This is a genomic window from Bacillus sp. AFS041924, from assembly GCF_002577195.1.
Lineage (GTDB): Bacteria > Bacillota > Bacilli > Bacillales > Bacillaceae_G > Gottfriedia.
The window spans coordinates 1-15,490 of sequence record NZ_NULG01000111.1 but is presented as its reverse complement, the minus strand read 5'-3'; the positions used below and the strand labels follow the sequence as shown (position 1 = coordinate 15,490).

The following is a 15,490-nucleotide window of genomic DNA, read 5'->3' as shown; positions in this document are numbered from 1 at the left end:
TCCAGGTGGGCACCTTCTAACGAATAGGTGCATACGATGAGAAAGATTAACGAGGAGGGACTATTTAGCATGACCAGTAAAAAATCCCATGAAATGATTCAATCTTTAAACTATAGAAATCGAAATATGAATCCTAATCAGAATAATCCTTATTATTATTATCCCCATAATTGGTATAACGAATATCAATCATATCCTAATCAACAGCAGCATTTAATTGATCAATCTGACATTTTTTATCGTCAGCATGCTCAGTATACATTCGTTTTAGTTCACGGTTCTTGGGTTGATCCATTCTTCTGGCACGGAATTAATCGAGAACTGCAAAAAATGGGACATATTGTTCACACCCCTCAATTACCTGGGCATGGTACGGATAAAGATAAACACGTAAATCATGAAATGATTACAAAACAAGTTGTTCATTATATAACTTCTAATAAGCTTAATAATATTATTTTGGTTGGCCATAGCTTTGGTGGAACTGTCATTCAAAAAGTCGCTGAACAGCTTCATGACCGAATTAAACGATTAGTTTTTTGGAATGCTTTTGTTTTAAATGACGGTGAAAGTTTGGCTGATCAATTTCCAAAACAGGCACAAGAATTCCTTTTAGGCTTAGCACAACAATCTACCGATCATACTATCAATCTACCATTCCAATATTTCCGAGATGTATTTGTTAACTTGGCAGATTTACAAACAGCAAAGGACATTTATAATGCAACAACACCTGAACCAGCAACTCCACTTGTTGAAAAGCTAGATTTAAAGTCATTTTTTCAATTATCTACTCCAAGAAGCTTTATTAATTTACAAGAAGATACAGCTGTACCTGCTGGAGAAAACTCTGGTTGGTACCCACATATGGCTAGTAGATTAGGTGTTTATCGTCTTATTCAAGGAAGTGGCGATCATATGTCAACTGCAAAAATATATCCAAGAAGAATGGCACAGTTAATTTTAAATGCCTCCCGAGACTAAAATTACCTTTACTAGTTTATGATTGTAACACTTATTTTATTTACCTTTAAGTGAAGTGGTGTAGTGTAACTTCATTTAAAGGTAATTTAAAATAAATTTAATTCTATTAATATATATTTAACATTTTTGTAACATGTACTATACTAAAAGTAAGAAAAGTTTTAATATTACATTACTAGGAGACTACAATGAGTAAATTAAAGAAATTCACAACAATAGCAACTGCAACAACTTTATCTGCAGGTATTCTATTAGGCCTGCTACCAACTGAAACTCAAGCAGCAACTAACACGAAAGTTGTCCAAGCTCAAAACGACTTAAAAAAACAAGTAAGCTCATACATCAAAGTACTGACAAATTTAAAAAGTGAAATCGCTTATACTGATTATGACGTGTATGACTATTACAAAGAGCTACAATCAGACATAACATTATTTAATAAGTACAGTTATTCAGGAAAAGATGAACTAGTAAAAAAAACTACTGGATTCAAAACAAGAATTGATAAAGCACGTAAAGATAATGCAGCTGTTGATATGAAAAAAATAAAAGCACAGTTTAATACATATATCAAAAAAGTAGATTCAAAGAATGCTAAAACATACTACACTACACAAAAAAATAAATTGACGGCAATTCGAAATTACCAAAATCATACTTATAATAACATCGAGGAGTATACATACGAAATCGAGGATCAAATTTATACAGAAAATGAAATTTATATTCGCAAACAATTACCAGTTGAATATAAAAACTTTGAAACAGAATCAACACTGGGAATGCAGCATTTATATGGATTATCGAGTAAAGAATCTGAAATTATAAGCTATGCTTATGAGGTTCTTGATATGGATTACCCAACACATCGTCAAATCGAAACAGACATCACTAACATGTTTGAAAAATTATATACTGGTAACTTCGGAGATATTGATGATTTAGAAGAAGGTGACAACTATAGCTTATATACTGCAATCGAGAAAAGGGATGTTGCAAAAGCTAAAACTGCTCTTGTAAAGTCTACTGCCGCTTATAAAAATTTCAATGATTCATATAATCAATTTGAGATTGATTTAAACACATATAAAGCAAATCTAACTGTAAAATTTGCTAACAAAGTAAAAAAGTAATATCTTTTTAAAAATATAAATAAAAACAGTCCTTTGTTTGAAAATCATCATTTCCAAAGGACTGTTTTTTATGTTTTACTTGATTTAATTTTTCTAGTTTCGACTTCGTTCTACGCGTATTTAAATCCAACATCGAAAATGGACTTCTACTTAATTCAGGATTGCGGTTCCCTTCCCTAACTAATTTCTCTCGCAATTTTTTCGCTCTTGATTTACTCATTCTTTTCCACCTCATTTAATTTTATCCTTCTATTATATACTTGTTATCAAAATTTTCCACATACACACAACTATTTATTTTTTTGAAATTGGGATAAAGTGATTAAATACGCCTACTACTTTAATTTGCTTATCTAATGCCTTAACTTCGTAGACTGAAAAGAATACATAATCTTGTTTAGTTGTAACCGAGCTAATTAATTTTTCACCTAATAGATCGATTCCAAAATCTACATACTTATTTTTTGATTCAGACTTCAGCTGATCCTTTGCCCAAGTAACAAACTCTCCCTTTGAAGGATTTGTTTGAGCAGAAATAATAAGACCAATTGCTAAAGCCCCAATAATCATTAATTTTTTCATACAGTCACCTTTTCATTGTTTTTACTCTTACTTATGATAAAGGATATTAACAAATTGTCCAAAAGATATCTCTTTTTAAGCTTTTTTTCTAGAAAAAACTAAAAAGGGTCATCATACCGACCGACCCTTCAGTGATTTTAACAAAAACACTTATTTAATGACTGCATTCTTAACAATGTTTGAATCTAAAAATGGAATAACTGTAATAATTTCATTAATACCATTCTTTGAGATAGCATCTAAAGCAAGTTCATTCAAAATGTTACTTTCAATAAATGGACAGATTGGAGTTAATGACTTGATCCCATTTTGTTCATAACTTTTTCTAGCACATTCCTCAATTATTTCTTTACTAATAAACGGTGCCATTGCTGCTAATCCTTTTATTCCATTCAACTCATATTCTTTCTTGGCACATTCATTTACGATTTCGTCGCTAATAAACGGCGCCATTGTCGTTAATTCCTTTATTCCATTCAATTCAAATTCTTTTCTTGCACATTCATCGATTATTTCGTTACTAATAAACGGCGCCATTGTCAATAATTCTTTTATGCCATTCAATTCAAATTCATTCTTGGCACATTCATCAATGACCTCACTGCTAATAAATGGTGCAATTGTCGTTAATCCTTTCATACCATTTAACTCGAATTCTTTCTTCGCACATTCATCGATTATTTCCTCGCTGATAAATGGTGCCATGATCGATAATTCTTTCATACCATTTGTTACAAACGCTAGCTTAGCAAATTCGTCAATTAATTCTTTACTGATAAACGGTGCAATTTGGATTAATTCTCCTATCCCCTTTGAATCAAACGCTTTCTTCGCACATACATCAATCACTTCGTTACTAATATAAGGTGCAATCCGAGCTAAATCTTTAATACCATTCGAGTCAAACTCTTTCTTCGCACATTCATCGATTATTTCTTCACTAATAAATGGTGCAATATCTGATGTATCTATAATGGTAAGCTCATTCTCAACATTTTTAAATAATAAATCCGCTTGATCGATTTTAAGTATTGGTGCCACATGTAAAAATTCTTCTTTTTCTACTTCCAGTTCATTTACAGAATCATCATTGTCTTTTTCGATTAAATTGTTAATTAACTTAATCCCCTTTTCGTTTCCTAAAATTTCATCAATACTTACATGAAAGATCTGAGCAAGCTCAGGTAACTTAGAAATATCAGGCATCGTTTCTCCACGTTCCCAGTTACTAATTGCTTGGAAACTTACACCTAATTGATCAGCTAGCTTCATTTGTGTAATCTTGTTTGTTTTTCTTAATTGTGCAATTTGTCTGCCTACTTTTTTCATATCAAACATTTATTTCACCTCTTCTTAAAAGTTAATTTAATTGTATCTTGTAAGTTAAATTGTTAAAATCAAGCGCTACTTGAATTGATGAAAAGTGGACTCAAGTAATAATTGAATGTAAGAACATTAGGCTATTTTAGTAAGTTTAGTAGTTTATTTAAAAAACCGTATCAAGTTTTTTATGTAACTGAATGCTCAATTTATTATAACAATTTTTTAAAAAATTCTGGTATTGGTATTTTCAAGCAAAAAAAAAAAAAAAACAACCCAATAGGAGTTGTCATAAGGAGTATGAATGATTACGAATAATCTTTTGAAGCCCAATCATATAGAGCTTCAAAATTTAGTTTTTCTAACCAATGTCGTTCCTTTAAAATACATGGGTGAATCAATATTTCCTTCCTGTTTGAATCGTCACAAAAATTAAATAATTTATCTTTATAAGGTTCTAGCAGCTCTAGAACTTCTTTTATTCTCCATTTAAACCGTTTACTTGAACCCCAACCTACAATAATAATATCTGCGTTATTTATTGCTAATTTTATCGCTTCATCATTATGTGGGCCAACTTCGCATTCTTTTCCTTTTAGCTTTGTTGAATCCGGTTCCATTAATGCAAAAATATTTACTAGTTCAAGCGATCCAAAGCTACCTTTCTTATAATCTATAAAAAAATTAAGACATCTTGCCAATAGATAATCACTCTTTAAATGATTTGCACGGCAAGGATTAAGTAATACAAGAGTAGCCTTCTTTTTTGATTCATCCCATGTTCTCGTAAGCGAATATCGCATTAATTTATTTTGTTTATCAAAGACCGCCTTCGAATTAATTTGCATTGAATGACAGTTTACAAAATCCTCAAATGACATATACTCACTCTTTTCTTCATTAATAAAAACAAAATCAACAAAGTATTATATTCCGTTGACTCGTCATTTGTACTATATTATTAATCTAAAATAGATAATCATTACAAAGTTACTATTAAAAAATTTAAAATTTTAGTAGACTACCTATTTACTAATTCATATTTTCCATGTACGATTATGGATAATTTATACATTACATATTAGGAAGGGGCTATTTTATGATTAAAGGAATTATTTTTGATTTGGACGATACATTACTATGGGATCAAAAAAGTGTTGAAGTTGCATTTGCAAATACATGTAAACTAGCTACAGAAAAATACGGCATTAATTCAGTTCATTTTGAAAAAAACGTCCGTGATTCAGCTAGAAAGCTTTATGAATCATATGATACATACGAATTCACTAAATTAATTGGTATTAATCCATTTGAAGGACTATGGGGAAATTTTTTAGAAGATCATGATCAATTCCCAAAAATGAGAGCAAACTCACCTACCTATCGAAAAAATGCATGGACGCTTGGTTTAAAAGCCCTTGGAATAGATGACCCTGAATTTGGTCATTTATTAGCTGAAACATTCCCAAAAGAACGTAAAGCAAACCCTTTTGTATATGATGAAACATTTGATGTACTTGATCGATTAAATGGACAGTATAAATTACTCTTACTTACAAACGGTTCTCCTGATTTGCAACATACTAAACTTTCAATTACACCAAAGATTAAAGAATATTTTGATCAAATATTAATATCTGGAGACTTTGGAAAAGGAAAACCTGATCCAAGTATTTTTGATCATGCCTTATCATTAATGGAGCTTACAAAAGATGAGGTATTAATGGTTGGAGATAATCTCATGACGGATATACTTGGCTCAAGTCGAATTGGTATGAAAAACGTATGGATTAATAGGCATGACAAAGTTCGAAATGAAGTTATACCTACGTTTGAAATTACTCATTTAGAGGAGCTTTTTACGATTATTGATGATTTGAATAAGTGATTCGTGTTGAAAAATCTGGTGGTCCTATTTTAGATTTACTGGATTTTTTTGATTTGGGAATCGATTTATGAATTTAATATCTAGGTTGTGTGGTTAACCCTTGGATATCACAATTAATAATGGAAGTGCTTTTAAAATCCCATAATCGCTAATATCCCCTGGCCGATGCAATTAAACGTGATTAGCCCGCAAATTTCTTGGGAGAATCGCAATTAATAAAGCAAGTGCATTTAAGATCTCATAATCGCTAAATCCCCCATGCCCACCGCAATTAAACATGATTAGTCCTCAAATTTCTTTGGGGAATCGCAATTAATAAAGCAAGTGCAATTAAAATCTCATAATCGCTAATAAAAACGGCAAATCTGCAATTAAATTCTGAAAATCACAATTAAAAGTATGAAAATCGCAATTAAATTAGATAAATACCTGTACCACTATAGGTATGTCAAGCTGCTATTCACTATAAAACAGCGCTCTTTTATGCGTTTATTTTTATTCCTTTCCAATAAAGTAAGATCAACACATCAATTAGATGTAATTTCAGATTTTCACTTTAATTTTTTATATTAATATTACGAAATTGCCTAGATATACCCCTAATTATGATACTTTTCTTAAAAATCTTCCCCTGTTAGAAACATTGATCTACTAGATCATAAAAAAAGTACTCTCTAAATTAAATTAGAAAGTACTTTTTATTTCACAATCAATAAACCTTATTAGTGATAGAATTAGCTAAAGCTTGCTTTAAGTCACCTACGATATCTTCCCATGCTTCTAGTCCAACTGACATTCGTAGCATATTTTCAGTAATACCCATTTTTTGCTGCAATTCCTTTGGAACGACTGCATGTGTCATCGTTGCCGGATGCTGGATTAATGTTTCTGTATCCCCTAAACTTACTGCTATTTTTACCATATTTAAATGGTTAATCAGTTCCTGTGTTTCATGCTTCGTTCCATGAATTGTGAAGGCAAAGACGCCTCCACCTTTTTTCATTTGCTTAGCTGCAATAAAGTGGTTTGGATTTTTAGAATCACCAGGGTAAAATACATCCTTTACCATTGGATGAGTTTGTAAAAATGAAACTACCTTTTCAGCGTTTTCACATTGACGGTCCATTCGTACCGCTAATGTTTTTAATCCTCTCAGTAATAGCCAAGCATCAAACGGAGACATAATCGCTCCGATATCTTTTCGAATAGGAGCCATACGTTCGGCTAACTCTTTTGTTTTGCAAACAACGATTCCTGCAACTACATCACCATGCCCACTGATATATTTAGTTGCACTATGTAGTACAATATCACAGCCTAGTGTTAATGGCTTTTGTAAATAAGGTGAACAAAATGTATTATCAACTACCACGATAATATTATTTTTCTTTGCAACTTCGACAACCATTTCAATATCGATGACTTTCATAGTAGGATTTATTGGCGTTTCAATAAAGATAACTTTCGTATTTTCTTGAATTAAGTCTTGAATTTCTTCTTCTGTATCCATTTCACAAAAGTTATGCTGAATTCCAAATTTGCTCTCTAGCATTTCTAAAAAGCCATATGTACATCCGTATATACCTTTCGAACATAGGATATGGTCTCCTGTGCTAATTAAAGAGAAAATGGTAGCAGAAACCGCAGCCATTCCTGACCCGAATGCTAATGCTGCTTCTCCTTCTTCCAATGCAGCCATTCGTTCCTCTAAAATTTGAACGGTTGGATTTCCTAATCTAGAGTAAATAAAATCCTCTCTCTCTCCTGCAAAAGACTGTTCTCCATGCTGAGCGGTTGGAAATGTGTATGTTGACGTATGAAATAATGGAGGGGTTAAGCTCCCGTGGTACTCACTAGTTTTGTACCCTTCGTGAATTAATTTTGTATCAAACTGATTAATCTTCATTTCTAACTGCCTCCTTAATAAAGTATCTAAAAGAGATGAAACGATCATTAAAGCTTAAACTTAAAAATGAAAGCCCTTACAAAATATCTCTTAAACTACTTCTAGATATAAAAGTGCAATTCCTTTAAAAAAATTTAATGAACAACGGACTGACTAGACAATGAAAATAAAATAAAGTACTCTCTACCTTAGTAGAAAGTACTTGTCTTAAAAGTTTATTTTATTTCATTAATCTTCAAGCCACTTTAGAATTTCATCAATTCCAATTGCTTCTTCAACTTCTGGAAACTTCTTAATAAAATTTAAATCGGTATCAGTTTTTATCAATTCATCAAATTCGTTTGGGTCATGGACGCTCATTGATTACACCTCTTTAGTAAATTTTATTTAATTTTTGTATTGTTAACTAACTTTCTTGATAAAATACATATTCAATAAAAGAAGTACTTTCGATCAACAAAATGAATTATCAATAATAGTTCGCGGTATTTTTATTTTTTCCTCTTTTTTATTATAAAAAATCTTGTACAATTCGTTACAAAATAGTTCATCGTCTAGCACAAAGCCTTTCCTAAAACCATTTACTATTATATGTATTTAATTAGTAGTAATTTATGATCATATTTCATACCGAGTCTATGTAACGAAGATTTTCTACAACAGTTTATTACTGAATATAAAATCATCCGTATAATTCTTCCTTCTATTTCTAAGTTCGATACAACGATAAGTACCTTTCAATTCGTGACTTCTACTCCTAGACTCCCCTTCCACTTTCTCTTCCGAATTGATTTTAAAAGTAATACAAGCCATTACGAAAGTTTCATCTATATAGACTTCGGTTCAATAAAGTAGGTGTTATTTCAAAAAGAAATACCATCTACTTTTTATTGGATATTAATATAATGGCCTTTCTCTCTTCACCATTCCATTCATAAGTGCTGTTACGACAACTTGAGTTCGGTCTTCACAACAAACTTTTAGACAAAGCGAATAGCATCAAGCATTTCTTCGACTTCCGCATCATTTAATAAAAATCCAATATCTCCTGCTCGAATTCCTTGATAAATTTATTCTTGATCATCAAATGTAATTAAAATTACAATTTTCGTCGTAGGTAAATCGTTCATTATTTTTTGTAGCATCTATTCCAGAAAGATTCGGTCATTATGGTTGTTTTTTCATCTCATTACTCTTAGTTGCGGCGTAAGTCTTTCATTCTACTTCCATTTAGAAATGACCTGACTTCCTCAGGACTAATTCCTAATTCAATACATTCTAATAACAAGTCCACCCAATTTAATTCCACAGTATTTTTTTCTATATTTGCTTGCATAGCTATTGCCTCCAAAAATAGGATCTATTTATTTACCCTTCTATGCCTGAATAGTAGATTAAAACTACACCCACTCTGTTGAATACTACCTTACTTTATAAATACATTTTAATAAACTTTTAATTAATAATTCTACAAACTTTATAAAACACCTTTAACACGATCCAACTATTTTACTGGATAGGAATGTAAGAAAATCGGAATATTTTCAACCTATTATCTAATGGCGCTTTTATTGAAATTAAATAGATCGTAAATGATGCCTCAATAAAAGAAATTTAGTTCTAAAATGGCTTTATAGGTATTTCCTCATAGTTTTTTCGTCCATAGACAAAATTGGGTGTATGGGATAAAATTGGTTAAAATGGGGCAATGTGGGCTATTTAATAATTAACTTTTTGATCATTCAATATGTTAGTCTTAATTCAATTGTTATAAGGGGGATGACCGTTGGAGGAATTATCCGAAATCTTTAAAAATCGTATTTCTAATTGTTCTCACATAGATGTTTTGAAACAAGAATTAGAAGTAGTGGAACGAATTTTCCAAGAGCAAAAGGAACACCGCAGTGAAATGGCACTAAAAATTGTTTTTATCGAAGCACGAATCAAAGTATTAGAATCACTTTTATAAATCAGTAATTAACATATCGTGATTTATTCTATTAAGGTTATACATAATTTAAAAGAAACTTATTAACCTGAATCCATAGGAGGAGAGGGTTAATAAGTTTCTTTTCATTTAAATACGTTTAATCCAATTTTCTCTTAACGTACAAGCTTCTACTGTTCTTGCAGCTCATTTAAGTGTCTTACAAAATGAATTTTCCCTTTACTGTCTGCAAAGGCGAATTTGCCATTTCCATCCCAAGAAAAGCTATAGCAGTTTCCAGGTATATAGTACTCCCCTACTAATTCTATATCTTTATCTAGTTTCCAAAATCTCACCCATTGATCATTGGAGGTCGTTAAAATAAGATTCTCGTTCAAAAATGCACATTTCGGATTGAAGTCATCTTGTGACCGTGTAACAAAGCAACTCATATCCAATACATAAGAGCTGATTAGTATTAGGAACGAATAACAGTTTACTTATATCCGAGGCAATATTAAACATAGGAGTATATGATATGGACTTTTTTATTTGATAATCTTAATTCAATGGAAAAGGAGTCACAAATAAAAATGGAAAATAAAAAAATATACCCTAATTGTCCATTCATTACTAGAATAGTAGGGGTTGGCGGACTTACGAAATCTCAGCTGATTGAGAAATTACAACAATACTCTATCTCGATGAATGAATATGGCGAGAAACTAATAAATGATGAAAAATTTATTACTTCTACTTCAGAATATAGTTTTGAAACTGTTGAACTATCGGTCGGCGATCTTGGTTTTTTTGATGGAGCTACTACACCTCAGATTTATAAAAAAGCGACGGAACTTGGTTTGGAATTGTGTCCTATTGAACTAGGACCTTATCTTAGACTAGCATATCTAGACCAACCAGAAGTTGTTTCAGAAAATCCTATAAAACTACATCAAGCTCCATCTGGTTCTATTACAATTGCATCTGAAATACTATCCGAAGAAGAGGATTTTCCGAAGGGTTTTTACATTAGACGAATTAACGACGTTTTATGGCTTCGTGGATACCGTGCGGATCACCTCCATGTTTGGAACGGAGATGATCATTTTATTTTTTGCAAAAAAAATTGAGCAGGAAGAATGATAACGTAATGGCCCGTTCTAATTCTTATTTTGCATTTGACAATCTATCAATTGCCTCTTGTTCTGATGAAACAAAAAATATATTGTCCCCCTTGTTGCATTCATAGATGAAATCCTTTAGTGCTTTACTTGTATAACCCGAAAAGTCACCTATAACCGCAAATTTAATATTGTAGTTAATGAACTTTTGAAGTACTGCTCCTGCGAGTTTAGTACTAAGAATGAAAAAATCTTCTGAAATTGCTTCTTTGTTTATTGCTATACGGTTACTGTTATGGTCATATGTAATCGTCATAATCATATCTAAAGTACTTTGTTCATCAATCAGTATGACTGAATCTGCAAGAACGATCGCTATCTCGTGTCCGTTTGCTTCTGTCGTTTTTATGTTCATTTACACTTCTCCTTTTTAAAAATTTAGATATTTTACTATTTTAATACAAAGTAGTGGCGGTTTAGATGAATAAGACAGTTAAAATAAATATAATATGAGAGTCCTTTTACAAATATTACTTAATTTCCATGTAAATAGTTCTTTACAAAAACTTTCTGAAATAGTTCTTTTCCTCTAATTTTAATAATGATATATTTTTCTCTATAAGGTGTAAACAGAATTTTCCAAGGAGTGAAGAAAAAATGAAAAAAACAGCTCTTTTAATAATTGATGTTCAGGCTTTTATGTTCTCGGAATCTAATCCAGTATATAACGGAGATAAATTATTACATAATATCAATCAATTAATCACTAAAGCTAGAGCTACAAATACTCCAATCTTTTATATTCAACATTCTGAAGAAGGGTCTCCACTTGAGTATGGTACTCCTGGTTGGGAAATTCAGGCTGATATTGCCCCTTCTGAAAAAGATATCATTATTCATAAAGAAACTCCTGATTCATTTTTTAAGACAAATTTATTAGATGAACTTAACAAGCTCGATATCTGTCATTTAGTCATGGCAGGTATACAGACAGAAATGTGTGTAGATACGACAACTCGGAGTGCATTTGGCAAAGGGTATGAAGTTACTTTAATAACAGATGCACATAGTACTTGGAATTCAGAAGGACTTACTGCGGAGCAAATCATTCATCATCATAATCAGACTTTACGCTGGATGGCTAATATAAAAACAGCGGATGAAATCAATTTTTAAGGTAGATTTATAGTTTAAAATAGGGGTTTTTTTATTTAATAATTAGACTCAGTTAGAGTAAATTATTAATTTTTGATTTAAAAAATAAGACCACAAAAAATTGTGGTCTTTGCTTTTTCTTATTCAACTAAAGCATTCGTTTGTTGAATAGGAATGGTTATAATTTTATTCTAATTCCCCAATAAACCAAAGCTCTCCTTCATGAGTAACTGCAAAGTTGAATACATAGACGTTTAATACTTATTTGAGTCTTTTTTGAAGATATAAAGGTTTGTGATACAGGTAAATGCAAGTGCCAATACCCATTATGGAAATCACTTGGAAATGTTGTTGTGTTTTCTTTAATTCGGTGTATTAACTTATTTGTTTTTCTTTTTAGTCCTCTAATCTTTTTTCCTCTCATAATTCCCTGCCATTCGTAGTTTCTTAGGTTCTATATTTCGTTTTGTTTTATCATATTTTATTCTACTAAAGCATGCGTTTAGTTGCATAAGAAATCCTTACAGATCTGTTCTTTTATATATTTCTATAGTATTGAAAATTGCTACAAATATAGAAATAAATAACGAGCTTATAATCAACCAAAAGTAAAAATCGTAATCATGTTCTGACCATTTTGAAACTAACACTATAGTAAATAGTATAATAATTCCTATGCGTTTCCATTCGACTGCTAGTATAGTCTTTAATTTATTCATGGTTTCCCCCTTTTTCCCCTTAACAAGAAATTCGATATTGTCATTTAATATGAAATAAACTTACTATATCTTTCGGATTTTAATTAAAAAACTTTACTAATTCTTGTTTAACTATCCTGCCAGTTTGTTCAATAATAAACGAGCCATTTTCGTGACTCGTGATCCTCAACTATCGCGCCAGTTAGTTGTATAAGGAGATTCAATATCCTGCTAAGCCAGGTCCAGCAATCACTCTTGCAGACGCACTTATCATAGCATTTGTTAAATAAGCTAGACTAAAAAGGAGAATGGGTGATTATATATTAGTAGATAAAAAATTTGGATTTTAGGAGCATGGTTACTTATGACTGATTTAGTAAAATTGCCGAAAACTGCTGTCTTTGGAGCTGCAAACGGCGTGATGTTCATGACTTTTTTTGGAGCGCTTTGGGCTTCCATTGGTATTATTGGTTCACATGGACTTGGAGCTCCATGGTTACTTGTTCTTTCGGTTGTTGTGACATTAATCTTACTCATCGGAGCCATATCGCTTTTTGGTAAAGCTCGTAACATGAACAATGCTTTTATACCGAAAGTGAGTGAACATTGGAAAAAAATAAATCGAAAATTTGGTTTGATCTTCGGTCTAGAAGGTCTTGCGATTTTTATTACAAGTGTGATTTGTAACATAATCAACCATTTTGAAGTCTTTTTCCCTATTATGGCTATTATTGTCGGTATTCATTTTTTTCCTTTAGCTAAATTGTTTCGAGAAAATTTTTATTATGGTACAGGTGGAGTGCTCTGCATTTTAGGCGTTATTACTTTCTTATTACCAACGAATGTCACCGTTAGCAATGTAACTCTAATTGCGACGTCTACTTTTATCGGTTTCGGCTCTGCTTTGACACTATGGTTGACAGGTCTGAGAATCTGGATAACCATGCTCAAACAATTGAAACAAATATAAAAAAGAGTGATGAGATGACGGGTTTGGTTCTAAGATGTTTTAGCATTGTTAAACCCCTTCTCGCGGATCAATCGAGTGTCCGCTTAAGAAATGGCTTCTCTTTCGTTACTCAGTTCACGGATGACCCAAGTACCACTATTGTTTCTTTGAAGAGATGGATTGAGGATAAACCAGTCAGCCTAAGCAATCTTAAAAACCTCTCAACTTTTAACTAAACCAGCTAATAGTTTGATAAAGTTTTCAAGCTATATCTTGGAATAGTCTTGCTTTTTAGTAAGGCATAAATCCAATGTAAGAGCTGGTATCAACGGATCCATTGGCTGGATCATCTTCATTCCAGTTATTCTAACCATCGTTCGATACTTTTTTTTTCGAATTAATAACTAATGACTATTAAAGTGTGCATTTATCCGTTTTATTTGGTATGCTTAACGGACAGTTATGGACCAGATCCACTAAACTGAATAAAGAAGTGGGTAAAACATGGGAAAATTGAATGCAGTCGAAAAATTGCAAAAAGAATTAATGAAGACGCGCGAAGCGATCGACATCGTCAAGATCATCTTAGCGAAGAAACACGACCCTCATCTCGAAGAACAGTTGAAAAGATTAATCACCGAACACAACGAAATTGTGACACAAATCAAGAGCATCCAGTAAGGATGCTTTTTTATCTTATAGCCCTCTACTCGTAACTACCCGGACACAATCCATCTAGGTCAACATACATTTCTTTTCGGGTAAGAAGGTAATATGCGATTCTCAACATCGCATGAGCGACTACGATTACAGCCTTTTTCTTTCCTTTTCGTCCAGCTGTCCTCCTATATAGCGCACCTAGATAGTTTTTGGACCCTCTTACCGAATGAGCTGCTTCAGTTAATCCTGATTTTAAATATTTATTTCCCTTTTTAGACTTGCTAGATTCCCTTTTACCTACACTCTCATTATGTCCACGAACTAAGGATGCCCACGAACATAGACGTGGTGCGGAGGAGAATTGCTTTTCAACATCCGTACCAATTTCAGCTAGGATTTGTTCAGCCGCTCTTTTAGCGATTCCAGGAATTGAATCGAGTCGCTCTATATCTTCTTGATAAGAGCTTGTTCGCTCTGCTACCTCCTGATCTAACATTTCAATTTGCTCAGTTAGGAAATCAATATGGGTTAATATTGTTTTTAACATTAAGCGTTGGTGTGAATGAATATGACCTTGAAGTGCCAATTTAAGTTCTTCTTTTTTCTTCTTCAATGTACCATCTAGGCTCGGCCGCACACGCATGCGTTAGTTCAATAATTAATCTTAAATCCAAGCTTTAACTAATAATTTGTATCCAATTTACAAACTATTAACTAGTAAATAAATAGGAGTATAGACCATAAGTGTAAATGTAATAACAACGATAACAGTTAACTCAGTTCTTACTTCCTTCCCCTTAATCACTAGTTTAACAATACCAATAATACTTAAGATAAAGACTATACAAATTATAGGCATTAGATATATACCTATAAAACTAAAAAACAATGACATTTTCCCACCTCATTTTCACAAGAGCATTTACATTTTCGCTTTTTCATTTACATTCACTCCTATTCAAATATATGCTCGAAATGAAGGAGCGATTGTACAAACTGAAGGTTAATAAAAGAGTCATTTCTCTTGTTAAACTATACTGCCATTCCGAAAAAAATCGACTATACAGCCGATCATGTTGTTCAACTAAAGCATGTTTTACTTTAATAAAAAAAGCCGCAATCAGCAGCTCTTGATCTTCAACTATCACATGCTTATATATAGTATTT

Annotated in this window: 18 protein-coding genes and 1 pseudogene; 8 read left to right on the top strand and 11 right to left on the bottom strand. The window is 32.0% G+C overall.

Annotated elements, in window-relative coordinates:
• The first annotated feature begins 69 nt into the window (after positions 1 to 69).
• Both COC46_RS18540 and COC46_RS18535 read left to right on the top strand, forming a co-directional pair.
• On the top strand, positions 70 to 984 hold the full coding sequence (locus COC46_RS18540; protein ID WP_255294970.1) for an alpha/beta hydrolase: 915 nt from the start codon (positions 70 to 72) through the stop codon (positions 982 to 984).
• 188 nt (positions 985 to 1,172) lie between these two features.
• Entirely contained in the window at positions 1,173 to 2,117 is a 945-nt protein-coding gene (locus tag COC46_RS18535) for a hypothetical protein (RefSeq protein WP_098811395.1), read from the top strand.
• 7 nt (positions 2,118 to 2,124) lie between these two features.
• Here the strand turns inward: COC46_RS18535 and COC46_RS18530 are convergent, their stop codons facing one another.
• From COC46_RS18530 to COC46_RS18510, 4 genes are all read right to left on the bottom strand, one after another.
• Positions 2,125 to 2,337: a hypothetical protein gene (locus COC46_RS18530; protein ID WP_098811394.1), complete on the bottom strand. Its 213-nt coding sequence runs from the start codon at positions 2,335 to 2,337 to the stop codon at positions 2,125 to 2,127.
• Between the two features lie 74 nt (positions 2,338 to 2,411).
• Positions 2,412 to 2,699, bottom strand: coding sequence for a DUF4359 domain-containing protein (locus COC46_RS18525; protein ID WP_098811393.1), 288 nt, complete (start codon positions 2,697 to 2,699; stop codon positions 2,412 to 2,414).
• Positions 2,700 to 2,849: 150 nt separating this feature from the next.
• Complete coding sequence (locus COC46_RS18520; protein WP_098811392.1) at positions 2,850 to 4,037, bottom strand: helix-turn-helix domain-containing protein; 1,188 nt, start codon at positions 4,035 to 4,037, stop codon at positions 2,850 to 2,852.
• A 290-nt stretch (positions 4,038 to 4,327) separates the two neighbouring features.
• Complete coding sequence (locus COC46_RS18510) at positions 4,328 to 4,900, bottom strand: DUF1643 domain-containing protein (protein WP_098811390.1); 573 nt, start codon at positions 4,898 to 4,900, stop codon at positions 4,328 to 4,330.
• A gap of 218 nt (positions 4,901 to 5,118) precedes the next feature.
• Here COC46_RS18510 and COC46_RS18505 point away from each other — a divergent pair, with 218 nt between their 5' ends.
• The gene (locus tag COC46_RS18505) at positions 5,119 to 5,907 is read left to right on the top strand and encodes an HAD family hydrolase (RefSeq protein WP_098811389.1); all 789 of its coding nucleotides are present in this window, start codon (positions 5,119 to 5,121) and stop codon (positions 5,905 to 5,907) included.
• A 709-nt stretch (positions 5,908 to 6,616) separates the two neighbouring features.
• Here the strand turns inward: COC46_RS18505 and megL are convergent.
• The 3 genes from megL to COC46_RS21995 form a co-directional block, all read right to left on the bottom strand.
• On the bottom strand, positions 6,617 to 7,813 hold the full coding sequence (gene megL / locus COC46_RS18500) for a methionine gamma-lyase (RefSeq protein WP_098811388.1): 1,197 nt from the start codon (positions 7,811 to 7,813) through the stop codon (positions 6,617 to 6,619).
• Positions 7,814 to 8,041: 228 nt separating this feature from the next.
• Positions 8,042 to 8,173 carry a hypothetical protein gene (locus tag COC46_RS22875; RefSeq protein ID WP_255294969.1) on the bottom strand — a complete coding sequence of 44 codons (132 nt, stop codon included), beginning with the start codon at positions 8,171 to 8,173 and terminating at the stop codon, positions 8,042 to 8,044.
• 835 nt (positions 8,174 to 9,008) lie between these two features.
• The gene (locus COC46_RS21995; protein WP_141550939.1) at positions 9,009 to 9,149 is read right to left on the bottom strand and encodes an anti-repressor SinI family protein; all 141 of its coding nucleotides are present in this window, start codon (positions 9,147 to 9,149) and stop codon (positions 9,009 to 9,011) included.
• A gap of 450 nt (positions 9,150 to 9,599) precedes the next feature.
• Between COC46_RS21995 and COC46_RS18495 the strand changes: the two genes are divergently transcribed.
• Both COC46_RS18495 and COC46_RS18485 read left to right on the top strand, forming a co-directional pair.
• Positions 9,600 to 9,782 (top strand): hypothetical protein, encoded by a 183-nt coding sequence (locus COC46_RS18495; protein ID WP_098811387.1) that lies wholly within the window; start codon positions 9,600 to 9,602, stop codon positions 9,780 to 9,782.
• Between the two features lie 551 nt (positions 9,783 to 10,333).
• Positions 10,334 to 10,870 (top strand): helicase, encoded by a 537-nt coding sequence (locus COC46_RS18485; protein WP_176545218.1) that lies wholly within the window; start codon positions 10,334 to 10,336, stop codon positions 10,868 to 10,870.
• A gap of 37 nt (positions 10,871 to 10,907) precedes the next feature.
• Here the strand turns inward: COC46_RS18485 and COC46_RS18480 are convergent, their stop codons facing one another.
• Positions 10,908 to 11,276 (bottom strand): DUF4180 domain-containing protein, encoded by a 369-nt coding sequence (locus COC46_RS18480; RefSeq protein WP_098811385.1) that lies wholly within the window; start codon positions 11,274 to 11,276, stop codon positions 10,908 to 10,910.
• A gap of 242 nt (positions 11,277 to 11,518) precedes the next feature.
• On the opposite strand from COC46_RS18480, the gene COC46_RS18475 reads away from it, so the two are divergent.
• Complete coding sequence (locus tag COC46_RS18475; protein ID WP_098811384.1) at positions 11,519 to 12,037, top strand: cysteine hydrolase family protein; 519 nt, start codon at positions 11,519 to 11,521, stop codon at positions 12,035 to 12,037.
• Between the two features lie 217 nt (positions 12,038 to 12,254).
• Here the strand turns inward: COC46_RS18475 and COC46_RS21990 are convergent.
• Positions 12,255 to 12,440: pseudogene (locus COC46_RS21990) on the bottom strand (DUF3916 domain-containing protein); the annotation flags it as partial.
• Between the two features lie 638 nt (positions 12,441 to 13,078).
• On the opposite strand from COC46_RS21990, the gene COC46_RS18465 reads away from it, so the two are divergent.
• Together COC46_RS18465 and COC46_RS22365 are read left to right on the top strand one after the other, a co-directional pair.
• Entirely contained in the window at positions 13,079 to 13,684 is a 606-nt protein-coding gene (locus tag COC46_RS18465; protein ID WP_098811382.1) for a hypothetical protein, read from the top strand.
• Positions 13,685 to 14,167: 483 nt separating this feature from the next.
• Positions 14,168 to 14,344 (top strand): hypothetical protein, encoded by a 177-nt coding sequence (locus COC46_RS22365; protein WP_167555277.1) that lies wholly within the window; start codon positions 14,168 to 14,170, stop codon positions 14,342 to 14,344.
• A 25-nt stretch (positions 14,345 to 14,369) separates the two neighbouring features.
• Here COC46_RS22365 and COC46_RS18460 read toward each other — a convergent pair whose 3' ends face one another.
• Both COC46_RS18460 and COC46_RS18455 read right to left on the bottom strand, forming a co-directional pair.
• A complete protein-coding gene (locus tag COC46_RS18460) occupies positions 14,370 to 14,936 on the bottom strand; it encodes a transposase (RefSeq protein ID WP_255294968.1) in 567 nt (188 codons plus the stop codon).
• 87 nt (positions 14,937 to 15,023) lie between these two features.
• On the bottom strand, positions 15,024 to 15,218 hold the full coding sequence (locus COC46_RS18455) for a hypothetical protein (protein ID WP_098811381.1): 195 nt from the start codon (positions 15,216 to 15,218) through the stop codon (positions 15,024 to 15,026).
• Positions 15,219 to 15,490: the final 272 nt, after the last annotated feature.